At 71.8% G+C, this 22,049-nt stretch carries 20 protein-coding genes; 8 read left to right on the top strand and 12 right to left on the bottom strand.

Going from position 1 to position 22,049, the window contains the following annotated elements:
- Positions 1–32: 32 nt before the first annotated feature.
- The 4 genes from PLJ28_RS04365 (at position 33) to PLJ28_RS04350 (ending at position 7,180) form a co-directional block, all read left to right on the top strand.
- Complete coding sequence (locus PLJ28_RS04365; RefSeq protein ID WP_324589900.1) at positions 33–1,028, top strand: quinone oxidoreductase family protein; 996 nt, start codon at positions 33–35, stop codon at positions 1,026–1,028.
- A 102-nt stretch (positions 1,029–1,130) separates the two neighbouring features.
- The gene (locus PLJ28_RS04360; RefSeq protein WP_298045252.1) at positions 1,131–5,288 is read left to right on the top strand and encodes a Pls/PosA family non-ribosomal peptide synthetase; all 4,158 of its coding nucleotides are present in this window, start codon (positions 1,131–1,133) and stop codon (positions 5,286–5,288) included.
- Complete coding sequence (locus PLJ28_RS04355; RefSeq protein WP_324589899.1) at positions 5,285–6,772, top strand: M1 family metallopeptidase; 1,488 nt, start codon at positions 5,285–5,287, stop codon at positions 6,770–6,772. The genes PLJ28_RS04360 and PLJ28_RS04355 overlap by 4 nt, the downstream gene beginning before the upstream one ends.
- Before the next feature lie 9 nt (positions 6,773–6,781).
- Positions 6,782–7,180 carry a helix-turn-helix domain-containing protein gene (locus PLJ28_RS04350; protein ID WP_221243366.1) on the top strand — a complete coding sequence of 133 codons (399 nt, stop codon included), beginning with the start codon at positions 6,782–6,784 and terminating at the stop codon, positions 7,178–7,180.
- 7 nt (positions 7,181–7,187) lie between these two features.
- Here the strand turns inward: PLJ28_RS04350 and PLJ28_RS04345 are convergent, their stop codons facing one another.
- The 8 genes from PLJ28_RS04345 to pheS form a co-directional block, all read right to left on the bottom strand.
- On the bottom strand, positions 7,188–8,489 hold the full coding sequence (locus PLJ28_RS04345) for an alpha/beta fold hydrolase (RefSeq protein WP_183526800.1): 1,302 nt from the start codon (positions 8,487–8,489) through the stop codon (positions 7,188–7,190).
- A gap of 221 nt (positions 8,490–8,710) precedes the next feature.
- Positions 8,711–9,031: a hypothetical protein gene (locus PLJ28_RS04340; RefSeq protein ID WP_298045256.1), complete on the bottom strand. Its 321-nt coding sequence runs from the start codon at positions 9,029–9,031 to the stop codon at positions 8,711–8,713.
- 105 nt (positions 9,032–9,136) lie between these two features.
- Complete coding sequence (locus PLJ28_RS04335; RefSeq protein ID WP_183526806.1) at positions 9,137–9,958, bottom strand: beta-ketoacyl-ACP reductase; 822 nt, start codon at positions 9,956–9,958, stop codon at positions 9,137–9,139.
- A 38-nt stretch (positions 9,959–9,996) separates the two neighbouring features.
- On the bottom strand, positions 9,997–11,052 hold the full coding sequence (locus PLJ28_RS04330) for an alpha/beta fold hydrolase (protein ID WP_141566051.1): 1,056 nt from the start codon (positions 11,050–11,052) through the stop codon (positions 9,997–9,999).
- A gap of 14 nt (positions 11,053–11,066) precedes the next feature.
- Positions 11,067–11,519, bottom strand: a complete 453-nt coding sequence (locus PLJ28_RS04325) for a hypothetical protein (RefSeq protein ID WP_183526810.1) — start codon at positions 11,517–11,519, stop codon at positions 11,067–11,069.
- Between the two features lie 129 nt (positions 11,520–11,648).
- Positions 11,649–12,317 carry a 4'-phosphopantetheinyl transferase family protein gene (locus PLJ28_RS04320; protein ID WP_324589898.1) on the bottom strand — a complete coding sequence of 223 codons (669 nt, stop codon included), beginning with the start codon at positions 12,315–12,317 and terminating at the stop codon, positions 11,649–11,651.
- A gap of 42 nt (positions 12,318–12,359) precedes the next feature.
- Positions 12,360–14,969, bottom strand: a complete 2,610-nt coding sequence (pheT, locus tag PLJ28_RS04315) for a phenylalanine--tRNA ligase subunit beta (protein WP_298045259.1) — start codon at positions 14,967–14,969, stop codon at positions 12,360–12,362.
- Positions 14,970–14,975: 6 nt separating this feature from the next.
- On the bottom strand, positions 14,976–15,989 hold the full coding sequence (gene pheS / locus PLJ28_RS04310) for a phenylalanine--tRNA ligase subunit alpha (protein WP_324589902.1): 1,014 nt from the start codon (positions 15,987–15,989) through the stop codon (positions 14,976–14,978).
- Positions 15,990–16,194: 205 nt separating this feature from the next.
- On the opposite strand from pheS, the gene PLJ28_RS04305 reads away from it, so the two are divergent.
- Entirely contained in the window at positions 16,195–16,695 is a 501-nt protein-coding gene (locus PLJ28_RS04305) for a hypothetical protein (protein ID WP_298045262.1), read from the top strand.
- Positions 16,696–16,803: 108 nt separating this feature from the next.
- The gene (locus tag PLJ28_RS04300) at positions 16,804–17,901 is read left to right on the top strand and encodes an Rv2578c family radical SAM protein (protein ID WP_324589897.1); all 1,098 of its coding nucleotides are present in this window, start codon (positions 16,804–16,806) and stop codon (positions 17,899–17,901) included.
- Positions 17,902–17,911: 10 nt separating this feature from the next.
- On the opposite strand, the gene PLJ28_RS04295 is transcribed toward PLJ28_RS04300, so the two are convergent.
- Complete coding sequence (locus PLJ28_RS04295) at positions 17,912–18,322, bottom strand: (deoxy)nucleoside triphosphate pyrophosphohydrolase (protein ID WP_298045317.1); 411 nt, start codon at positions 18,320–18,322, stop codon at positions 17,912–17,914.
- 120 nt (positions 18,323–18,442) lie between these two features.
- Between PLJ28_RS04295 and PLJ28_RS04290 the strand changes: the two genes are divergently transcribed.
- Positions 18,443–19,660, top strand: a complete 1,218-nt coding sequence (locus PLJ28_RS04290) for an MFS transporter (protein WP_298045265.1) — start codon at positions 18,443–18,445, stop codon at positions 19,658–19,660.
- Positions 19,661–19,820: 160 nt separating this feature from the next.
- Complete coding sequence (locus PLJ28_RS04285; RefSeq protein ID WP_183526824.1) at positions 19,821–20,093, top strand: GlsB/YeaQ/YmgE family stress response membrane protein; 273 nt, start codon at positions 19,821–19,823, stop codon at positions 20,091–20,093.
- A 70-nt stretch (positions 20,094–20,163) separates the two neighbouring features.
- Here PLJ28_RS04285 and PLJ28_RS04280 read toward each other — a convergent pair whose 3' ends face one another.
- The 3 genes from PLJ28_RS04280 to rpmI all read right to left on the bottom strand — a co-directional run bounded on the left by PLJ28_RS04280 (position 20,164) and on the right by rpmI (position 21,774).
- Complete coding sequence (locus PLJ28_RS04280; protein WP_298045269.1) at positions 20,164–21,048, bottom strand: TrmH family RNA methyltransferase; 885 nt, start codon at positions 21,046–21,048, stop codon at positions 20,164–20,166.
- Positions 21,049–21,106: 58 nt separating this feature from the next.
- Positions 21,107–21,493 carry a 50S ribosomal protein L20 gene (gene rplT, locus PLJ28_RS04275; protein WP_029139186.1) on the bottom strand — a complete coding sequence of 129 codons (387 nt, stop codon included), beginning with the start codon at positions 21,491–21,493 and terminating at the stop codon, positions 21,107–21,109.
- An 86-nt stretch (positions 21,494–21,579) separates the two neighbouring features.
- Entirely contained in the window at positions 21,580–21,774 is a 195-nt protein-coding gene (gene rpmI / locus PLJ28_RS04270; RefSeq protein ID WP_010144525.1) for a 50S ribosomal protein L35, read from the bottom strand.
- Positions 21,775–22,049 lie beyond the last annotated feature (275 nt).

Genomic DNA, 22,049 nt, shown 5'->3' with positions numbered 1-22,049 from the left:
ACCGGTCGGTGCCCACGACTACGGTGGGCACCATGACGGTGAACCCTGTGCCCACCACCCAGCACGCCATCCGCGTCGACGCCTCCGGCGGTCCCGAGGTCCTGCGCTGGACCGAGGTCCCCGTTCCCTCCCCCGCCTCCGGTCAGGTGCTCGTGCGCACCGCGGCAGCCGGCCTGAACTTCATCGAGACCTACCAGCGGTCCGGCGTCTACCGGATGCCGCACCCGTTCGTCCCGGGCTCGGAGGGATCGGGCACGGTCGTGGCCGTGGGCTCCGGCGTCGGGAACGGGGTCTCCGTCGGCGACCTCGTCGCCACCGCCGCCGGTTCGGGCACCTACGCCGAGTTCTTCACCGCACCGGCCGAGCAGCTCCTGCCGGTCCCGTCCGGCGTGGATCCCGTCACGGCGGCGGCGATCCCCCTGCAGGGGATGACCGCCCACTACCTGTGCCGCTCCACCTTCCCGGTGGAGACCGGGCACACGGTGCTGATCCATGCTGGGGCCGGGGGCGTCGGACTCCTGCTCACCCAGTTGTGCGTGTCCCTGGGCGCCACCGTGATCACCACCGCGTCCTCGGACGAGAAGAAGGAGCTGTCCCGGCAGGCCGGTGCCAGCGAGGTCCTCGACTACTCCGGCTTCGCGGACCGGGTCCGCGAGCTCACCGGCGGTGAGGGCGTGCACGTGGTGTTCGACGGCGTCGGCAAGGACACCTTCGAGGAGTCCCTGCGGTCCCTGCGGGTCCGGGGCATGCTCGTGCTGTTCGGCGGCTCCTCGGGCCAGGTGCCTCCCTTCGACCTGCAGCGTCTCAACGCCGCCGGGTCACTGTTCGTCACGCGCCCGTCGCTGGCGTTCTACACTCGCACCGCCGAGGAGACCCGCTGGCGGGCCCGGGAGCTGTTCTCCGCGCTCGACGACGGCTCGCTGTCCTTCCGGGTGGGCGCCACCTACCCGCTGGCGGAGGCGGGCCGTGCCCATCAGGATCTGGAGGGGCGGAGGACCACGGGGAAGTCCCTGCTCCTGCCCCAGTGACACGCACCACCGGGCCGGTGGGGCGGAAACACGATAAACTGGCACGCATTCTTTTGTCGTTTCCCAGCATCCACCTCTGACGAGAGCAGGCCGAGCCCCGCCGTGTCCACGCACCAGCCCCAGTTGCCCGCCGCCGCCAAGGCTCCTCCGGTCCGCACCCTCGTGGACGTGCTCGTGTCCACCGCAGAACAGCACCCGGAGGCCCCGGCGCTCGACGACGGGGAGACCGTCCTGTCGTATGCCGAGCTGCTGGACGAGGTCAAGGCCACGGGGCGTGCCCTGCACGAGGCCGGCCTTGGCGCCGGGGACCGGATCGGCATCCGGATCCCCTCCGGCACGGTGGACCTCTACGTCTCCATCCTGGCCACGCTCTACATCGGTGCGGCCTACGTGCCCGTGGACGCCGATGACCCCGAGGAACGGGCGCGCCTGGTGTTCTCCGAGGCCCGGGTGGCCGCCATCCTCAGCGGCGGGGGCACGGTCCGGACCTCCTCGGCCCGGCCCAAGCCGTTCCCCGCAGCACGGCCGGCGGAGCCCGGAGACGACGCCTGGATCATCTTCACGTCCGGATCCACCGGCACCCCGAAGGGCGTCGCCGTCAGCCACCGCAGCGCGGCGGCCTTCGTGGACGCGGAGGCGCGGATCTTCCTTCCGGACGATCCGCTCGGCCCGGGCGACCGGGTGCTGGCCGGACTCTCCGTGGCGTTCGATGCCTCGTGTGAGGAGATGTGGCTGGCCTGGCGCTCCGGCGCCTGCCTGGTCCCCGCGCCCCGGTCACTGGTGCGCTCCGGCATGGACCTCGGGCCCTGGCTGGTGTCCCGGTCCATCAACGTGGTCTCCACCGTGCCCACCCTGGCCGCCCTGTGGCCCCCGGAGGCCCTGGAGAACGTCCGCCTGCTGATCTTCGGCGGCGAGGCCTGCCCGCCCGAGCTGGCGGCCCGCCTCGCCGAGGACGACCGGGAGCTGTGGAACACCTACGGCCCCACGGAGGCCACCGTCGTGGCCAGCGCCGCCCGGATGGACGGCACGGGCCCGGTGCGCATCGGCCTGCCCCTGGACGGCTGGGACCTGGCCGTCGTGGACCCGACCACCGGGATCCCCGTGGCCGAGGGCCAGACCGGTGAGCTGATCATCGGCGGCGTGGGCCTGGCCCGCTACCTGGACCCGGCCAAGGACGCCGAGAAGTACGCCCCGATGCCCACCCTTGGCTGGGACCGCGCCTACCGCTCCGGTGACCTCGTGGTGTGGGACCCGGAGGGCCTGCTGTTCGCCGGCCGGGCCGATGAACAGGTCAAGCTCGGCGGACGCCGCATCGAACTCGGCGAGATCGACGCCGCCCTGCAGTCCCTGCCCGGCGTCGCCGGCGGCGCGGCGGCCGTCCAGACGGCACCGGCCGGGACCCAGCTGCTCATCGGCTATCTGGCCATGTCACCGTCGGCCCCGGAACCCGACCTGAAGGCCTTCCGGACCCGGCTCGAGGCCGAGCTGCCCGGGGCGCTCGTGCCCCGGCTGGTGACCGTCGAGACCCTGCCGACCAAGACCTCCGGCAAGGTGGACCGCAAGGCACTGCCCTGGCCCCTGCCCGGCCAGGCCGGACAGGGCTCGGGGCATTCCGGGTCCGGACCGAACGCGGACCTGCCCGTGGACCCGGGGTCCCCCGGCGGCTGGGTGCTGTCCCAGTGGACCGAGGTGCTCGGCGTCGCCCCGGATGACCTGGACACCGACTTCTTCACCTCCGGCGGCGGATCGCTGGCCGCCGCCCAACTCGTCTCCCGCCTGCGCGTCCGCTATCCCACCGTCACCGTGCGGGACATCTATGCGCACCCGCGGGCCGGTGCCCTGCTGGAGGCCGTCACCGGCAACGACGGCCGTCCGGTCGAGCCGGCCGAGCCGGTCGAACCGCGGCCCGTGGTCCGCACCACGCGCAAGGCCCAGGTCTTCCAGACCCTGATGGGCATCCCGCTGGTGATCCTCGTGGCCATGCGCTGGGTGGTGTACCTGGCCGCCGGGTCGAACCTGGCGGCCGGCTGGGGCATCCTGCCCGGGGCCCCCACCGTGTCCTGGTGGTGGATCCTGGCCGCCTGGCTGGTCTTCGTGGCCCCGCCGGGCCGCATGCTCATCTCGGTCGTGGCCGCCCGGTGGCTGCTGCGCGGGGTGATCCCGGGATCCTACCCGCGCTCCGGCAAGGTCCACCTGCGCCTCTGGCTCGCCCAGCACGTCTCCGACCTGGTGGACCCCGTCTCCCTGGGCGGAGCGCTCTGGGTGCCCACCTACGCCCGGCTGCTCGGTGCCCGGATCGGCAGGAACGTCGACCTGCACTCGGTGCCGCCCGTGACCGGCCTGCTCGAGCTCGGGGACGGCTCCTCCGTGGAGCCCGAGGTCGACCTGTCCGGATACTGGATCGACGGGGACGTCGTGCACATCGGCAGGATCAGCATCGGCCCGGACGCCGTGATCGGGTCCCGCTCCACGCTGATGCCCGGGGCCTCGATCGGCACGGGCGCCCGGGTCCAGCCCGGGTCCACCGTGTCCGGCCGCGTCAAGGACGGGCTCGACTACGCCGGGTCCCCGGCCCAGCGCCTGGGCAAGGCCAAGTACTCCGGGCCGAACATCGACCCGCCGCGGGCCACCGGCTGGCTCGCCCTGTCCGCCGTCGGGTCCGGGTTCGTGGCGCTGCTGCCGTTCGCCGCGGCCGCGCTGGCCGCCCTGCTGGGGCTGTGGTCGCTCACCTGGTGGCCCGACTGGCAGCCCGGTGGCGCCGGGGCGGCCCCCGAGACGCTCTTCGGCTCCGGCTGGCGCCTGCTGGCGGTCAGCCCCCTGCTCGCGATCGTGTGGTTCGGGCTGAACATGGCCTTCACCGTGGTCGTCGTCCGGTTGCTCTCGGTGGGCGTGAGCGAGGGCTACCACGCCGTGCGCTCGCGGGTCGGCTGGCAGCTCTGGGCCACCGAGCGGGTGATGGACACGGCGCGGGACCTGTTGTTCCCGCTCTATGCCTCCCGTTTCACCCCGGTGTGGCTGCGCTGGCTGGGCGCCGAGGTGGGCACCAACGTCGAGGCCTCGACCGTCATCCTGCAGCCCGCCCTGACCCAGATCGGGGATGACGCCTTCCTGGCGGACGACACGATGGTGGGTTCCTACGAGCTCCAGCGCGGCTGGATGTACGTGGGCCAGGCCCGGGTCGGCCGGAAGTCGTTCGTGGGCAACTCCGGCATGGTGGCCGCCGGCCGCAAGCTGTCCAGGAACTCCCTCGTGGCGGTATTGTCCGCCACGCCGAAGAAGACCAAGGCCGGCTCCTCCTGGCTCGGTTCCCCGCCCGTCCGGTTGCGACGGACCGAGGTCGAGGCCGAGGATGCCCTGACCTACGACCCCCCGGCCGCCCTCAAGCGCGCCCGCACCGGATGGGAACTGCTCCGCAGCATCCCGGTCTGGGTCTCCACCGTCATCGCCGTCCTCGTGGCCCTCGCCCTGGAGGGACTGGCCCAGCTCGGCGGTGGGGCCGCAGAGGGGGCCGGCCCGGGTGGCTGGTGGCTGCCCGTGCTGCTGGGCGGAGTGGTGCTGATGCTGGCCGGCGCGCTGGCCGCCGGGTCCTCGGTGCTTGCCAAGAAGGTCCTCGTCGGCCGGATCACTGCCGGCGAGCACCCGTTGTGGAGCTCGTTCATCTGGCGGAACGAGGTGGTGGACACGTTCATCGAGATGGTCTCCGCCCCCTGGTTCGGCCGGTTGTCCTCGGGAACGCCGTCACTCGTGTGGTGGCTGCGGGCACTGGGTGCGAGGATCGGCCACGGTGTGTGGTGTGAGTCCTACTGGCTCCCGGAGGCGGACCTGGTCACCCTGGGTGACTCCTCCACCGTCAACCGCGGCTGCGTGGTCCAGACCCACCTGTTCCACGACCGGGTGATGTCGATCGACACCGTCCGGCTCGGCGACGGCGCGACCCTGGGACCGAACTCCGTCATCCTCCCGGCCGCCTCGATCGGTGACGGCGGTACCGTGGGTGCCGGATCGCTGGTGATGCGCGGTGAGATGGTGCCGGGACACACCTGGTGGATCGGCAACCCGGTGGCACCGTGGAAGGGCCCGAAGGTGAAGGGCCTGGCCGCCGCGATCACGCGCCTGGAACGCCGGGAGGCCAAGGCGGCCCGGGCTGTTGCGGCGAGGGCCGCGAAGGCGCAGAAGGCCGCGGCCCGGACCGCCGCGGATCCATCAGACCGGCCCGCCCAGGACCACCCCCGAGACCGTCAGGAGCAGACCCACCCGTGAGTGACGTCAGACCGGCCATCCCCGATCCCTACCTCCCCGGATCGGGAACCCCGGACTACGGCGTCGGCCACTACGACCTCACCCTCGAGGTGAAGCTGGCCGCCAACCGGGTCTCGGGCACGGCGCGTCTCGAGGGCACCCTGCTGAACCGGGCCAAGAGGATCGAGCTGGACCTGCACGGCCTCTCGGCGACCCGGGTCACGGCGGTCTCCCGGGACCGTTCCGTGAAGGTCACCAAGTACGCCACGCGCAACAGCAGGCTCGTGATCGACCTGGCCTCGCCGCTGGACGCCGGCACTCCCCTGACCCTGCAGGTCACCTACTCGGGGGTCCCGCGGATGATGCACGGCACCTGGGGCGAGATCGGCTGGGAGGAACTGGAGGACGGCGTGCTGGTGGCCGGTCAGCCCAACGGGGCGTCCACCTGGTTCCCCTGCGTGGACCACCCCTCGGTGAAGTCGACCTACCACTTCACCATCAGCACCGACGCGGGTTACCTCCCGGTCTGCAACGGGTTGCCCACCGGGCACCGCCGCCGGTCCTCGCGCGAGGAATGGACCTGGGAGCTGCGCGAGCCTGCGCCCACCTACCTCGTCACGGTGCAGATCGGCCGGTACCAGCTGGTGGCCGTGCCCGAGCGGACCCCCGGCCGGCGCCCCGCCCCGGGGCCCGTCCGCGAGGCGGTCCAGGGCCTGCTGGACGGGCTGCTGCCCGGGCGGGACGAGAGGCAGCAGGATGGGCGCCACGAGGAGTGGCCGGACCACGCCGCGCCGGTCTTCCTGGCCGCCTCCCCGGCGCTGCAGGACCGCGCCCAGGCGGTGCTGGGCCTGCAGACGGAGATGATGGCCTGCTTCAGCTGGCACTTCGGCCCGTACCCCTTCGCCCGCTACACCGCCGTCGTCACGGACGACCCGCTCGAGATCCCCCTCGAGGCCGCCTCTCTGTCCATCTTCGGCTCGAACCACCTGACCGGGTCGTGGGCCGCCGAACGTCTCGTGGCCCATGAGCTGGCCCATCAGTGGTTCGGCAACGCCCTGACGCTGCGTCAGTGGAAGGACATCTGGCTCCACGAGGGCTTCGCCTGCTACAGCGAGTGGCTGTGGGGCGCCGAGTCCGGCCGCGGTGCCCTGTCCTCCTACGCCCGCACCGCCTGGCGGGGCCTGTCCGGTAAGGACCAGGACCTCGTGGTGGCCGACCCCGGCCCCGAGCTGATGTTCGACGACCGCATCTACAAGCGTGGCGCCATGGCCCTGTTCGCTCTGCGCCAGGATCTCGGCGAGGAGGTATTCGCGGAGCTGCTGCGCGCCTGGGTCCGCGAGCACCGGCATGCCACCGTGGACACCGCGATGTTCCTCGCCCACGCCGACCGGCACGCCGCGGCGGCGGGCCACCCCGCCGGGCACGCCTCCGAGGTGCTGCGCCCCTGGCTCTGCCAGCAGAGCCTGCCGCCCTTCCCCACGTCCCCGCGGCGCGGGACTTCGTAAGATGGATGCGTGAGCACTCAGGAACAACGCCGGCTGGCGGGCGCGTACATCCGCCAGCAACGCAAGCTGGCCGACATGTCCATGCGACAGGTCTCGGCCATGGTGGGGATATCGAACCCCTACCTGTCCCAGATCGAGCGCGGGCTGCGCGCCCCCTCCGAGGCCGTGGCCGCCGGGATCGCCACGGCACTGGGGGTGAACGTGCACGACCTCTACGGGCCGGGCGAGGGCGGCGGAACCGTCAGTGGCCTGGAGGCGGCCATCCAGGCCGCCAGCGAGCTCACCACGGCCCAGCGGGCCTCCCTGACGGAGATCTACCGGTCGTTCGTCCGCGCGAACGAGGGTGACGCCGGCCGGGACGCCGGCCCTGAGGGCGACGACCCGGCCGGCGCAGCCAGCCCGGGCTGAGAGCGCGTCAGTCGACGGAACCGGTGGGGACCGCCTGGGCGACCGAGACCTTCGTGGCGGCCTTGCGCGGTCCCCGCCGGGTGGGGCGCTTGTGGGTCGGCTCATCGGTCAGGACCTCGGGATCGTCCTCCGGCGTCCTGTTGGACAGGGCCCCCATCTCGGCGAAGATGACCTTCCAGTGGTTCTCCAGCGAGTCGCGGCCCATGAACAGGCCCAGGTGGCCGCTCTCGGAGGACTGCCGGCCGATCCGGTCGGCGGGGGTGGAGACGTGGTCCGCCAGTGCCCAGACCTGGTCCGCGGGGGTGATGTGGTCCGTCTGTCCGGCCATCAGGAACAGCGGGCACGAGATGTTGGCCAGGTCCACGATCTTGCCCTCGACCTCGAGCTGGCGCTTGGTCAGGGAGTTGCGCATGAACAGGTGCTCGACGACCCACAGGTAGAAGGCGCCGGGCAGGTCCTGGGTCCACTGGAACCAGTCCTCGAACTTGCGGTAGCGCTCCATGTGCTCGGGATCGCGCAGGTGGGTCGCCAGCTCGAGCACGCGGCTGACCTCCTGGTCCGGCTGCAGGGCCTTGAAGCCGTCCAGCAGGAACCGCCCCGGCAGGACGCCGTCATTGGCCTCCACGACCGAACGGTAGTACGACAGGTCACCCCTCGGGGTGAGGTGCTGGAGCCACTCATGGATCAGCGGCTCTCCCGCGTGGAAGTCGATCGGGGCGCCGGCGATGGCCAGCGTGTTCACCCGCTCCGGGTGCGTGGCCGCGAAGATCGTGGCCAGCCAGCCACCCTGGCAGTCACCGACGATGTTGACCTTGCCCCCCAGGAGGTCGGTGACCTCCCGCAACAGGGCCATGTAGTCGTCGATACCCGTGTCCTTGGTCTCCTGGGTGGCACCGATCCACTCGAGGACCAGGATCCGGGAACAGCCGTTGTCCCGGCCCGTGATGACCTGGCTCTGGGTGTCGGCGAAGTCGACGATGCTCGAGTCGTGGCCCGCCTGCGGCGGCAGGATCACCGTGGGCAGGATGTCCGCGGGCGCGTCCGCCGCGGAGAAGTCACGCAGGCGGGCAATGGGCCACTCGCGCAGGACCGTGTTCTGGTGGGCCCACGGCGGGCGGCGCCGGTCGGACATGGCGGACACCCACGTGACGAAGTCACCGGCCACGTCCAGCGGGGTCGCCCCTCGCTGCCAGGCGTCCCTCCAGTAGTCGAGGGCGAACTTGTTCAGTGCTGTCCAGGTGCCGAAGGTGCCGGAGATGAGGGAATCGGTGATGCCGGGGGTGGCGGGACGATGAGACGAGGTGTACACGGGGACTCCTTGGGAAACATGGCTCATGTGTCGTGCGGATGACGAGCGGGTGACGAGCGGGTGACGCGCGTCACTTGACGTTGAATCCTACGCGCCAGTACGGGATTGTCTATGGTCCAAACGTCGAACGGCCCCATCGTCTATGGTCCAGACGTCGAACGGCCCCGTCGAAACTCGACGGGGCCGTTCGTCAGCGCAGGATCGGCAGGACGCCGACCGGGTCACTTGAGCAGTTCGCGGGCAGCCTTGATCCAGGCGTTGGTGACTTCCTCCGAGAACTGGATCTGGGTGTTCGCGGTGTTCTTCATCCACTCGTTCTGGGAGGTGCCGGCGATCTGGCGCTGCATCTCGAAGAAGGACTTGGCGGCCTTCTCGTAGTTGTCGACAACGGTGCGGCTGCCGGCCTTGGTGGACTCGGCCACGGCGGAGTTGAACTCCTTCATGCGCTCGGTGTTCTCCTCGAAGCGCTTGGTGGCCTCCTCGGCCATGCGGTTGGCGTTGTCAGCGGCAGCGTTGGTGGCATTGGGGTTGGCAGCAGCCATGATGTCTCCTTGGGTTGATGTCGATGGCAGCGGTGGACCTGCCTGCGTTAACAAAGTTAGCAGGGTCTTGCTAACCTCTGCAAGCCGGTACTGCAGGCCACCGTCTCACATGTCCATGCCGCCGTTGACGCCCCAGATCTGCCCGGTGATGTAGGAGGACTTGTCGGCCACGAGGAAGTGCACCACGCGCGCGATCTCGTCGGGGTGGGCCAGCCGGGCCATGGGGATGTTGCCCTTGATCTTCTCCAGGACCTTCTCCGGGACCGCCTCGACCATCTCCGTGTTGACGTAGCCCGGAGTGACCGTGTTGACGGTGACGCCGATCGAGTCGTCGTTGAGCTTGCCGGCCCGCTGCAGGTGGAAGATCGCCTCCCGCGCCAGCGTCTTCGTCAGCCCGAACAGGCCGGACTTCGAGGCGGCGTAGTTGGCCTGCCCGATGTTGCCCATCTCGCCGATGATCGAGGACACGTTGACGATCCGTCCGGTGCCCCGTTCCAGCATGTGCTTCAGCGCGGCCTGGGCCATGTAGAACGTGCCGGAGAGGTTGACCTGGATGACGGCGTCCCAGTCGTCGTCCTCCATCTTCAGGACGGTCTTGTCACGGGTGATCCCGGCGTTGTTGACCAGGATGTCGAGCTTGCCGTGCTCGGCGACCACGGCGTCGATCGTCGCCCGGCAGTCATCGGCCTTGGCCACGTTGCCCTGGTGGATCGAGAACCGCCCCTCCGGGAAGGTCTCCTGCATCTCCCGGAGGAACTGCTCGGCGCGGCCCGTGTCACCGCCGTAGCCGAGGGCCACCGCGGCCCCCTGCTGCGCCAGGCTGCGGGCGATGGCGGCGCCGATGCCGCGCGTGCCGCCGGTGACGAGGGCCACGCGATCGGCCAGCTTGCTGCCGCGGACTCCGTTGGTCTGGTTCTGAGCTGTCAAGTGGCTCTCCTCCGGGGATGGGATGGTACGTCCGACAGTCAGTCGGAGCGGCGGTCCTGGCTGCGGGGTTCGAGCCAGTCACGGATGCGGGGCCAGATGTCCCCCTTGGCGCGGGAACCGGCCATCAGGCCGATGTGGCCACCGACCCCGTCGAGGTGGTCCACGTCCGGGCTCGTCAGGACGTCGAGCAGCGGCAGGGTCCCGTCACGGGGCGCGATGTGGTCCCTCGAGGCGGTCACGACCAGGATGGACTGCTGGATCCTGGACAGGTCCACCCGGTGCCCCCGCAGGCGGATGCGGCCGGTGGCCAGCCGGTTCTCCTTGTAGACCCAGGTCACCCACTGCCGGAAGGCGCGCATGGCGAAGTTCGGGTTGTCGGCCACCCACTTGGCCATCGGCTGGTACGAGGCCTTGTCCGCGGTGCCGTCCTGGACCTGGCGGAACAGCCGCAGCGGAGTCCCGATGTAATTCGGCACGGGCTTCAGCAACTTGTTCACCGTGTCCACGTACGCGCCCGGCAGGTACGCGGCGTGCTGCTCCAGCCAGTCGGTGTCGAGCTCCTCGTTGCCGAGCATGGCCTCGTAGGTGGAGTTGCTGGCGTCGAAGGGCATGGTCAGCGGGACCCAGTTGCGCACCGGGGCATCGGGAGTCACGGACAGGTACATTCCGCTGAGCGCCGCGCCGATGCACCAGCCGATCAGCGTGATCTCCTCGGCGCCGCTGCTGCGCCGTACCTCCCGGACGGCCCGGGGCAGGTAGGTCAGGGCGTAGTCCTCCAGGCCGGTGTCCGCGTCCTCCTCGTCCGCGTAGCCCCAGTCCACGAGGTAGACGTCGAAGCCCTCCGCCAGCAGGAACTCCACGAAGGAGTTGCCGGGCCGCAGGTCGAAGATGTCGGGCCGGTTGATCAGGGCGAACGTCAGCAGGATCGGCACCGGATGGGTGCGCCGATTGCTCCGGTACCGGTACAGGGTGGTCTTGCGGTAGGTCCACACCACGTCCTTGGGCGTGGCGCCCACGACCGCGTCCGGCGTCGTCAGCTGGATGTTCGAGTACTCCAGGAGCGTGGCGGGCAGGCGGAGCATGTCCCGGAACATCGACGCCACGCCGATCACTTCCCCTGGTCGGCGTCGCCGGTGGTGGACCGGGACGCGGCACCCGTGGACCGGGAGGTCCGGCGGGCGGGCCGGGCCGGGGCCGCGGCGTCGCGCTCGGCGGCCTCCTCCACGAGGGCGGCGTTGCGGCGGCGCTCCTCGGCCAGTTCGTCCTCGAGCCGCTCCACGCTCTCCAGGACCATCTCGAGCTTGTCCTCGTTGCGGGACAGCTGGCGGTGCAGGGAGGTGACGTCGGAGCGGCCGGCCAGCCGGGCGTTGCGGATCACCAGGTCCAGGGCGTCATTGCCGAGCCGGTGCAGGGCCACCAGGTTACCGGCGGTCTGGGAGAGCATGTGCCCGAAGGCCTTGGAGTTGACGACCTCCTCGAGCCCCGGCGAGGCCGCGGCGAGGACGTCGTCCAGGTACTGCCGGTACGGCCGGTCGGCGTTGTTGCCGGATGCTTCCGCCATAAGGTGTTCCTCCCACCGGCCCGGGCAGATCAGAGTGCCGCCGGCCGCATGTCAGTGTCCGTGGTCGTGGTCTGAGCACATCGTACACACAGGCCCCAGTGGGTCATGACGAGGGAGTTAACAAACCTGCTAACTACTTGGTGGTAGCACCACCACGGCACCGACCAGCCCCTCGGGCGCGGATCCCCCGGGCCAGTACGGGTCCGCCGAGACCACCGCCCCCGGCGCCCCCGGAACCGCCCACGTCAGCCCGGGGTCCTCGACGTCGGGATCATCGGGTCCCTCATCGGCGGGGACCAGCGGCACCCCCGCCGGATCACCCCGGAAGCCGGTCCCCCGGGCCTTGACCAGGGCCTCCTTCGCCGACCAGAGCCGTGCCCGCGCCAGGGGCCGGTCGGCGGGAGGCAAACCGGCGATGGCCGAGGCCTCGGCCACCGAGAAGCCGACGGCACCGAGCTCGTCCGCCGTCGCGAACGCCGAGGACCCCAGCTCCTCGATGTCCACGCCGATCCGCCATCCGTCCGCGACCAGGGCGGCGTCCAGCCAGGCCGTGGCGAGCCAGCCGCGGGACCGGCTGAAACTCACGGCCGGCAGCGCACGGGCCGGGTCCACGGCGTCCGGGCCGTGCCGGCGGAGCGCCAGCCTGCTGTACCGCAGGACCGGGGCTCCGTGCTCGGCGGACCCGCAGGCCGGGCAGCGGTGCTCCACCTCGAAGGTGCCCGGCCGGTGCCCCAGGGACACCGCCAGGTAGTCCAGGGCCTCGCGCCGCTGGTCACCGGCGCGAGGGCCGGTGACCACCACGTGCCACCCCGGCCCGGTCACGACGTCGACCCGCCCGGTTCAGCGCTGGACGGCGCCGTGGCGCTCGGCGGCCAGGGCTGTGGCCGCGGCGCGGGCCCCGGAGGCCTCGTCTGCGGTCAGGGTCCGGTCCGGGGCGCGGAACCGCAGCGAGAACGCCAGGGACTTCTGCCCCTCCGGCACGCCCGGTCCGGCATACACGTCGAACAGGGAGATGTCCTCCAGCAGCTCCCCGGCGCCCTCGCGCAGGGTGGCCAGCACCTCCGCGGCCACGGTGTCGGCCGGCACCACGAGTGCCACGTCCTGGCTGGTCGGGGGGAAGGTGGAGAGCGTCTGGGCCACCACCACGCCTGCGGCGGCCGCGATCAGCGCATCCAGGTCCAGCTCCAGGGCCACGGTCCGGGCCGGCAGGTCCGCGGACTCGAGCCACGTGGGCAGCAACTCGCCGGCCACCCCGACGACGGTGCCGTCACCGCCGGCCAGGGACAGCCGGGCGGTGCGTCCGGGGTGGAACGCCTGGTGATGGCCCTGGGTCACGGTCAGCTCCACGCCCAGGAGCGCCCCCACGTCCAGCGCGGTCCCGATCGCGTCCTGCCAGTCCCAGGCCCGCGGGGCGTGACCGGGCCCCGCGACCGAGTCGTGGCCGGTGAACACGGCCGCCACGTGGCGCGGCTGGTCGGGGATGCCCGCCTCGAGGCCGGCCAGCACCTCGTCGGCGGGCCGCGCCCCCAGCGGGGGGATCGAGGCGCTGCCCAGGTGCTCACCGGGCAGGAACACCGAACCGGACTCGTACAGGGCCAGGTCGCGGAAGCCGCGGGAGTGGTTGCGCCGGGCGATCTCCAGCAGGCCGGGCAGCAGTGAGGTGCGCAGGTAGCCGAACTCCGCGGAGATCGGGTTGGCCAGGTGCACCATGCGCTGGGCCTCGCCCTCCTCGGCGGTGGCGGACCCGAAGAACCGGTTCTGGGCCGCGGAGACGAAGGGGTAGGCCAGCACCTCGGTCAGACCGGCATCGGCCAGGCCCTGCAGCACGCGGCGGCGGTCCGCCTGGGGCCGGGTCAGCCCGCGCCCGGGAGGCGCCACCGGCACGGTGGAGGGGATCTCGTCGTAACCGACCAGCCGGCCGATCTCCTCGACCAGGTCCTCCCGGATCTCCAGGTCGGAGCGCCACGGCGGCGAGGTGACGGTGAAGACCGTCCCGGCGGCGCCGCCGTCGGGACCCGGCCGTGCCGCGGTGGTCTTCTCCACCGTGGCCCCCAGGTCCGTCAGGGTCCGCTCGATCTGCTCCTCGGTGTACTCCACACCCATCACGGCCGCGGGGAAGGATGCCGGCAGCTCGACGACGGTCGGCTCGGGCCGGGTGCCGACGTCCGTGATGCCCGGGCCGGGGGTCCCCCCGGCGAGCTCGACGAGCAGCTGGACGGCGCGCTCGGCGGCCTCGTCCGCGACCTCCCAGTCCACGCCGCGCTCGTTGCGCTTGGAGGCCTCGGAGGGCAACCGGTGCCGGCGGCGGGTCCGGCCCATGGACACCGGGTCGAAGTGCGCGGACTCGATCAGCACGGTGGTGGTGGCCTCGGAGACCTCGGTCTCCCCGCCGCCCATGACGCCGGCCAGGCCGATGGGCCCACGGTCGTCGGTGATCAGCAGGTCCTCCGCGGAGAGCGCGCGGTCCTTGCCGTCCAGCGTGGTCAGCCGCTCGCCCTCCTGGGCCCGGCGGACCACGATGTCACCCTGCAGGGTGTCGGCGTCGTAGAAGTGCAGCGGCTGGCCCAGCTCCCACATGACGTAGTTGGAGATGTCCACGGCCAGGGAGATCGACCGCATGCCGGCCAGGCGCAGGCGAGCGCTCATCCACGGCGGGGTCGGCCGGGTCGGGTCGATGCCCGTCACGGTGCGGGCCACGAAGCGGTCGCAGCCGGGCACCCCGTAGATGGGCGCCCGGTCCTCGAGGCGGACGGGGTAGCCGTCACCGTCGGCCTCCGGGGCGGTGACCAGGGAGGCCGGGTCCGTGAACGGGGTACCGGTGGCCAGGCTGTACTCCCGGGCCACGCCGCGGATGGAGAAGGCGTAGCCGCGGTCCGCCGTGACGTTGATCTCCGCGGCCTCGTCGCGCAGGTGCAGCAGGTCGAACACGTCGGTGCCGGCCTCGGGGTCGTTGCCGTGCTCCGGGGAGAAGCCGAGGGATGAGAGCACGATGATGCCGTCGTGGTCCTCGCCGAGGCCGAGCTCGCGGGCGGAGGCGATCATGCCGGCGGACACGTGCCCGTAGGTCTTGCGCGGGGAGATCCGGAAGTCCCCGGGCAGCACGGCCCCGGGCAGGGTGACGATGACCTTGTCCCCCACCTCGAAGTTGTCCGCGCCGCACACGATGCCCTGGACGCCGGAGGGGTCGATGCCCTCGCCGGACAGCGGCTGCGGCCGGCCCTCGGGGGCCACCCGGACCTGGCACCAGTTGATGGTCTTGCCGTTGGACTGCGGCTCGGGCACCTTCTCGAGCACCTCACCCACCACGATCGGTCCGGACATCCCGTCCAGCGGACGGTGGACGTCCTCCTCCTCGAGGCCGACCCTCACCAGGTCGGCCATGACGTCCTCGGCGGTGGCGTCCGCCGGGACCTGCGCGTACTCACGGAGCCATGACAGCGGGATGCGCATGGGTGATCAGATCTCCATTCCGAAGTGCTGGGAGAAGCGGACGTCGCCCTCGATCATGTCGTGCATGTCCGGGACCTCATTGCGGAACATCAGGGTGCGCTCGACGCCCATGCCGAAGGCGAAGCCCGAGTAGACCTCGGGGTCCAGGCCGGCGGCGCGCAGCAGGTTGGGGTGGACCATGCCGCAACCGCCCCATTCGATCCACTGCGGCCCGCCCTTGGCCCCGGGGTGCCAGATGTCCATCTCGGCACTGGGCTCGGTGAACGGGAAGAAGTTCGGGCGCAGCCGGATCCTCGCCTCCGGGCCGAACATCTGCCGGGCGAAGTACTCGAGGGTGCCCCGCAGGTCGGCCATCGTCAGACCCTTGTCCACGGCCAGTCCCTCGAACTGGTGGAACACCGGCGTGTGGGTGGCGTCGAGCTCATCGGTGCGGAAGGTCCGGCCGGGGCACAGCACGTACACCGGTGCACCGCGCCCGAGCATGGCGCGCATCTGCACCGGCGAGGTGTGGGTGCGCAGCACCAGGTGGGCCTCGGGCGGGTCCACGAAGAAGGTGTCCTGCATCTCGCGGGCCGGGTGGTCCGGCTTGAAGTTCAGGGCGTCGAAGTTGTACCACTCCGATTCCAGTTCCGGGCCCTCGGCGATCTCCCAGCCCATGCCGATGAAGATGTCCGAGACCCGCTCCTGCAGCACCGACAGCGGGTGGCGGGCGCCCACGCGACGACGGCGGACCGCCGCGGTGACGTCCACCGTCTCCTCGACGAGCAACCGGGCCGCGCGCTCCTCCTCCAGCACCTCGGTGCGGGCGGCGAGCGCGGACTCCATCGCCTTGCGGGCGCCGCCCATGAGCTTGCCGGCCGTGGACTTCTGGTCCTTGGGCAGCTTGCCGATGGAGCGGTTGGCCAGGGTGAGCGGCGCCTTCTCCCCCGTGTGGGCCAGGCGGGCGGCCTTGAGCTGGTCGAGGTCGGCGGCGGCGGAGAAGGCCTGGAGCGCGGCCTCCACGGCGGCGCCCACGGCCATCTCGTCGGCCGGGGAGATCTCGGGTGCGACCTGCTCGGTGGTTCCGTCCGGCTGCTCGACCGGGGTCTCGGCCAGGTCCTGGGGGGTTTCCGTCATGGCGGGCAACGACCTTCATGCTGCGGTGGGTTCGGACACGGGGTGGGCCACTCGGGAAGAAGGCCCCGGCCAGTCTAGTGGACCGCCCCGGGCACCTAGGCTGGACGGCATGGCCGGTCACACTTCCCGACGCCGGCCGGTCCGGTCCGAAGACCGGGCCGGCCGGCTGCCCGGGCGTGGGCCGGACCGCCTCCCGGCGCGGTTGGCGCTGCGGCGGTGGTGGAACGCGATCAACCTGACGACGCCCCTGGGACTGGTCCTGGCCCTGGGCTCCGGGTGCTCCGTGCGGCGGGGACCGCTGGGGCTGGTCCTGGCCACCGGGTACCGGTGGCCGTTCCCGGACGGCGGGGCGTTCACGGTCGGCAACGTCGTCCTGTTCCGGGCCCGGACGGTCATCACCCCGCAACTGCTGGCCCATGAGTCCCGGCACGCCACCCAGTACGCCTGGTGCGCGGGGCTGCCGTTCCTGGTGCTGTACGCGGCGGCGGTCGGCTGGTCGCTGCTGCGCACCGGGGACACCGCCTCCCGCAACGTCTTCGAGCGCCGCGCGGGACTGGAGGCCGGCGGGTACCGCGAGCGCCCGGTGCGCTGGCCGCGCCGGCGCGCCTGACCTCACTCTCACCAGCACGGACGGCACCACGCGCCGGCCCCCGGGTTCCCACGCTCGTTCCTGACACCTTCCTTGCACCATGATTCGAACATGTGTTCTAATCGGTCCATGCGATGGGAAGCGCAGGCACTGCAGGCCGGGGACGGAACCGGTCAGGACGGCGACGGCACTCCGGCCGCGCCAGCCGCCCTGCTGCCGCTCTCCGGCCTGCAGCGTTCCATCACCACCCCGGACTTCGCCGGGATCACCTTCCACGAGGTCGTGTCCAAGTCGGCCCTGAACCGGGTCCCGGACTCCTCGCCCATGCCGTTCCGGTGGACGGTCAACCCGTACCGGGGATGCACCCACGCCTGCCGCTACTGCTATGCGCGCAGCACCCACGAGTACCTCGACCTCGACCCGGGGGCCGACTTCGACCGGCAGATCGTGGTGAAGGTGAACACCCCCGAGCTGCTGCGCCGGGAACTGGGCCGCCCCGGATGGACACGAGAGCTGGTGGCGCTGGGCACCAACACCGACCCGTACCAGCGGGCCGAGGGCCGGTACCGGCTGATGCCCGGCATCATCACCGCCCTGGCGGACACCGGCACGCCGTTCTCCATCCTGACCAAGGGCACGCTGCTGGACCGTGACCTGGACCTGCTCTCCGCGGCCTCGCGTCAGGTGCCCGTGCAGGTGTCGGTGTCCCTGGCCATGCTCGATCCCGGCCTCGCACAGCAGGTCGAACCGGGGACGCCGAGCCCGGCGGCGCGCCTGCGGCTGATCGAGAGGCTGGCCTCGGCGGGGGCGGACGTCACGGTCATGGCCATGCCGTTGCTGCCCTGGCTGACGGACAGCGACCGGCAGGTGGAGGAGCTCATGGCGGCGTTGGCCGCTGCCGGGGCACGGTCGGTGCTGGCCGGTGCCCTGCACCTGCGGCCCGGGGCCCGTCAGTGGTACCTGGACTGGATCGCCCGTGACCATCCGGAACTGCTCGAGGGCTACCGCACCCTCTACGCCCGGGGTTCCTATGCGGCACCCTCCTACCGGAAGGCCCTGGGCCGCCGCACCACCGCGGCCGCCCGCCGCCACGGCCTGGACCGCAGCGGCGCCCACCGGATCACCGCGGCGGACGGGGAGGGGTCGGCCAGGGCCACCGCGCGCGGGGTTCCCGGGCGGTCTTCCCAGCACTCTCCGCAGCACTCTCCGCAGCCGGCACTGTTCTGAGCCGGCACCCTCACGGTCCGTCCCGCAGCATCTCCACCAGCGCGTCGACGATCGGCCGGTCGGCCGGGATCCACTCCAGTTCCTGGAGCCGGTCCCGGTCCAGTGCGCGCCACTCGAGCAGGTCGTGGTCCTGCAGCGGACGCGCCTCGCCCCGCTCGATGACCGCCGTGAACACCCGCATCCTGGCCCCGTTGCCCAGCAGCCAGCCCTCGGGGTGAGCTGCCGCCACCTCGCGGTCCAGGCGGACGTCCACGCCCAATTCCTCCCGGACCTCCCTCCGCAGGGCGGACCGGGGGTCCTCTCCGGGCTCGACCTTGCCGCCCGGGAACTCCCAGAGGCCGGCCAGGCCCTCGGGCGAGCTGCGCCGTCCCACCAGCAGCCGGGTCGGACGGTCCAGCCGGTCCAGCACCGCGGCCCCCATGACGGGTCGGGGGCCTCGAGGTCGTGCTCCCGCCTCGGCAGCCGGGGTGGACGTGGACGTGAGTTCAGTCATGGTCCCGATCCTAGGCCGGTCGCGCGGAGGCCTGGCCCGTAGGCTGGAATGGTGCTCCCCACTGCCGCCGACCCCTCCGCCCCACCTGCCCGGCCCGCCCGGCCCCGCCGTATCCTGCCGGGAATCCTGGCGCTGGCCCTGGGCGGGTTCGCGATCGGCACCACCGAGTTCGCGATCATGGGGCTGCTGCCCCAGGCGGTGGCCGATCTCGAGGTCGACCTTCCCGCCGGCGGCATCCTGATCTCGGCCTACGCCCTGGGCGTCGTCGTCGGCGCGCCCCTGCTGGCGGCGGGCCTGGCCCGAGTGGACCGGAAGGTCTCGGCGCTCTCCCTCATGGCCATGTTCGTCATCGGCCATGCCGCGAGCCTGCTGGCACCGGACTTCGCCACCATGCTCGTGGCCCGCTTCATCTCGGGTCTCCCCCACGGCGCGTATTTCTCGGCCGCGGCCCTGGCGGCCGCTCACCTGGCGGGTCCGGCCCGCCGGGGCCAGGCCACCGCCTGGGTGATGGCGGGCCTGTCCGTGGCCAACCTGGTGGGCGTGCCCGTGGCCACCTGGCTCGGACAGAGTGCGGGCTGGCGGTGGATGTTCATCCTCACCGGAGTCTTCGGAACCGCGACGATCGCCGCCGTCGCCTGGCTGGTCCCGGCCATCCCGGCACCGGCCGGCACCTCGGTGCGCGGTGAACTGACCGCGCTGCGCTCCGGCGCACTGTGGCGGGCCGTGCTGGTGGGCACCATCGGGTTCGCGGGCATGTTCGCGCTGTACACCTACATCGCCCCGGTGTTCGTGGAGATCGGCGGACTGCCGGAGCGGCTGGTCCCGGTCATCATGGCCCTCTACGGACTCGGCATGGTGGCCGGCACCCTGCTGGGCGGGGCCTGGTCCGACCGGTCGGCCACCCGCACCCTGCAGTGGATGCTCGGGACCGTGGCCGTGGCCCTGGCCCTCTTCAGTGTCACCGCACCGTGGTGGGTGCTCTCGTTGGTCCCCCTGCTGGCCGCCGCCACCGCCGCCTCGGCCCTGGTCCCCTCCCTGCAGGTGCTGCTCGTGGACGCCGCCCCGCACGCGCCGCAGTTGTCCGGGGCCCTGAACCACTCGGCGCTCAACCTGGCCAATGCCATGGGCGCCTGGGTGGGTGCGGCGGTCATCTCCGCCGGTGCCGGGCTCCAGGTGCCGGCCGGTGCCGGGGCCGTCCTCGCCGCCGTCGGGTGCGTGCTGTCCCTGCTGCTGTTGCGTCCCCGATCCGCGGCAACCCCCAGCTGACGTGTGGCGATGCCGCACCGTGCGGGCCATGCAGTCCGCCGGCCCGGGGCACCGGCGATGGCCCGTCCGGTCCAGCCCGCCAACCGTGGACGGGCCCGTGCATCCCGGCTGACACTATCCCTGTCAGCGCACTGCACGGCGAGCACGAAGGGGACACATCATGAGCATCATCAGCTGGATCATCATGGGCCTGATCGCAGGGGCGATCGCGCGCCTCATCCTCCCCGGCGACCAGGGAGGGGGCTGGCTGGGGGCGCTGGTCACCGGCATCCTGGGCGCCATGCTGGGAGGCTGGATCGGTGGCCTGCTGTTCGGCCTCGACCTGAACGAGAGCTTCTGGAGCTTCTGGACCTGGGTGTTCGCCATCATCGGTGGCATCATCGTGGCCTTCATCTGGCAGGCCATCACGCGCCGCCGCGGCAGCAGGGTCTGATTCCGGCACGTCGGCGGGACGACGAAGGGCGCCCCTCGGGGCGCCCTTCGTGCTGTCGCCGGCCGGGACGTCAGGACCGGTCCGCGTGCTGGGACATGGCCGAGGCGTAGAGGCACACGGTCGCCGCCGTGGCGACGTTCAGCGACTCCGCCCTGCCGTAGAGGGGCACCGCCACCCGTTCGGCGGCCAGGGACAGTTCCGCCGGTGACAATCCCTGGGCCTCGTTCCCGAACAGCCAGGCGGTGGGCCGCGCCAGCAGGCCCCGCGGAGGCCGGTCCAGGACCACGGTGCCGTACCCGTCCGCGGCCAGCAACTGGAGTCCGCGGCCGGACAGCAGCGCACCGGCCGCAGGCAGGTCCGCCCCGGTCACGACGGGCAGGTGGAACAGCGATCCGGCGGTGGAACGCACCACCTTGGGGTTGAACAGGTCCACCGAGCCGGCCGTGAACACCACGACGTCGGCCCCGGCGGCATCGGCCGCGCGCAGGATGGTCCCCGCATTGCCGGGGTCCTGGACCCGGCACAGGACGGCCGCCAGGCGCGGCTGGCCGGTGAGACCGGCGAGCACCGACTCCGCCGAGGACTCGGGGATCCGGCACACGGCCAAGACGTCCTGCCCGGTGACCGCGTCGCTCATGGCCGTCAGCACCTCGTCACTGGCCTGCCGCACCGGGACCCCCGCGCGGGCTGCCTCAGCTGCCAGGGCGGTCAGGTCCGGATGACGATCGGCCAGCCTCGTCGAGACGTACACCGCCTCCACGACGTCACCCGGTGCCCACTGGGGGGATCCGAGCAGGCCCAGGTGTGCGCGCAGCGCCTCGCGGGCCGGCTGGGGACCCTCGGCGAGGAACAACCCCTCCCGCTGACGCGACGAGCGCCCCGCCAGCCGTGCGACCCTGCGCACCCGGTCAGCCCGGGGGTTGGTCATCACGTCCTGGTCAGGGCGCTCGTTCATGGTGTCCTGTCGCGAGGGCGCGGGCGATGCCTCGCCCGGCGGACGGAGTCCGGAATGCCTACTTGGCGGCAACCGGGGCGTTGACGTCCGCGGGCAGGGCCGCGCGGGCCGCGGTCACCAGGGTGGCGAAGGCGGCGGCGTCGGACACGGCCAGCTCGGCGAGCATGCGGCGGTCCACCTCGATGCCGGCCAGCTTCAGGCCCTGCATGAAGCGGTTGTAGGTCATGCCGTTGGCGCGGGAGGCGGCGTTGATGCGGGTGATCCACAGCCGGCGGAAGTCGCCCTTGCGCTTCTTGCGGTGCTGGTAGTTGTAGACATACGAGTGCAGCAGCTGTTCCTTGGCCTTGCGGTAAAGGCGGGAACGCTGACCGCGGTAACCGGAGGCGCGGTCAAGGACCACCCGGCGCTTCTTGTGGGCATTGACTGCCCGCTTCACACGTGCCACGTGCGTACTCCTTCGAAATCGATGCCGTCCGCGGGACGCTCCGCGCGGCGGCTGGCTGGATTGCGGCCCTCAGGCCACGGGGATTCTCAGATGCCGAGCATCCGCTTGATGGTCTTGACGCTGGACTTCGAGACCAGCTGGTCGCTGGCCAGACGGCGCGTCAGCGTGGAGGGCTTGTGCTCCAGGTAGTGGCGGCGGTTGGCCTGCTGACGCATCAGCTTGCCGGAACCGGTCACGCGGAAGCGCTTCTTGGCTCCGCTGTGGGTCTTCATCTTCGGCATGGCTGCCGTTCTCCTTCGTGTTGGCTGCCCGCCGGGGCGGGACAGTGCTGCATGGGCCCCGCCGTGCACGGGGCCGATCTGGACGGTCCGGGGATGCCGGACCGAAGGTGTGATGCCGGCCTTACTTCCTGCCGCCCGGCTTGGGGCCGGGCTTCGGGGCCGCACCGGGCTTGGGGGCCGGCTTCGGCATCGACGGCTTGGGCGCCGGCTTGGCCGCTGCCGGAGTTGCCGCCGGCTTGGCTGCCGGAGCCGCTGCGGGCTTGGCCGCAGCCGGC

The organism is Citricoccus sp. (assembly GCF_035445025.1).
Taxonomy (GTDB): Bacteria; Actinomycetota; Actinomycetes; order Actinomycetales; family Micrococcaceae; genus Citricoccus.
Note: the sequence above shows the minus strand (reverse complement) of the source record. Positions and strands in the feature narration are given on the sequence as shown.

Excerpts from the sequence above, each read along its gene's own strand:
- PLJ28_RS04365 (WP_324589900.1), top strand. The coding sequence starts at position 33 with ATGACGGTGAACCCTGTGCCCACCACCCAGCACGCCATCCGCGTCGAC.
- PLJ28_RS04340 (WP_298045256.1), bottom strand. The coding sequence starts at position 9,031 with ATGGCTGCTGCCAACCCCAATGCCACCAACGCTGCCGCTGACAACGCC.
- PLJ28_RS04330 (WP_141566051.1), bottom strand. The coding sequence starts at position 11,052 with ATGTTCCGGGACATGCTCCGCCTGCCCGCCACGCTCCTGGAGTACTCG.
- PLJ28_RS04325 (WP_183526810.1), bottom strand. The coding sequence starts at position 11,519 with ATGGCGGAAGCATCCGGCAACAACGCCGACCGGCCGTACCGGCAGTAC.
- pheT (WP_298045259.1), bottom strand. The coding sequence starts at position 14,969 with ATGCGCATCCCGCTGTCATGGCTCCGTGAGTACGCGCAGGTCCCGGCG.
- pheS (WP_324589902.1), bottom strand. The coding sequence starts at position 15,989 with ATGGCCGTGGGCGCCGCCGTGGAGGCCGCGCTCCAGGCCTTCTCCGCC.
- PLJ28_RS04305 (WP_298045262.1), top strand. The coding sequence starts at position 16,195 with ATGGCCGGTCACACTTCCCGACGCCGGCCGGTCCGGTCCGAAGACCGG.
- PLJ28_RS04300 (WP_324589897.1), top strand. The coding sequence starts at position 16,804 with ATGCGATGGGAAGCGCAGGCACTGCAGGCCGGGGACGGAACCGGTCAG.
- PLJ28_RS04295 (WP_298045317.1), bottom strand. The coding sequence starts at position 18,322 with ATGGGGGCCGCGGTGCTGGACCGGCTGGACCGTCCGACCCGGCTGCTG.
- PLJ28_RS04290 (WP_298045265.1), top strand. The coding sequence starts at position 18,443 with ATGGTGCTCCCCACTGCCGCCGACCCCTCCGCCCCACCTGCCCGGCCC.
- PLJ28_RS04285 (WP_183526824.1), top strand. The coding sequence starts at position 19,821 with ATGAGCATCATCAGCTGGATCATCATGGGCCTGATCGCAGGGGCGATC.
- PLJ28_RS04280 (WP_298045269.1), bottom strand. The coding sequence starts at position 21,048 with ATGAACGAGCGCCCTGACCAGGACGTGATGACCAACCCCCGGGCTGAC.
- rpmI (WP_010144525.1), bottom strand. The coding sequence starts at position 21,774 with ATGCCGAAGATGAAGACCCACAGCGGAGCCAAGAAGCGCTTCCGCGTG.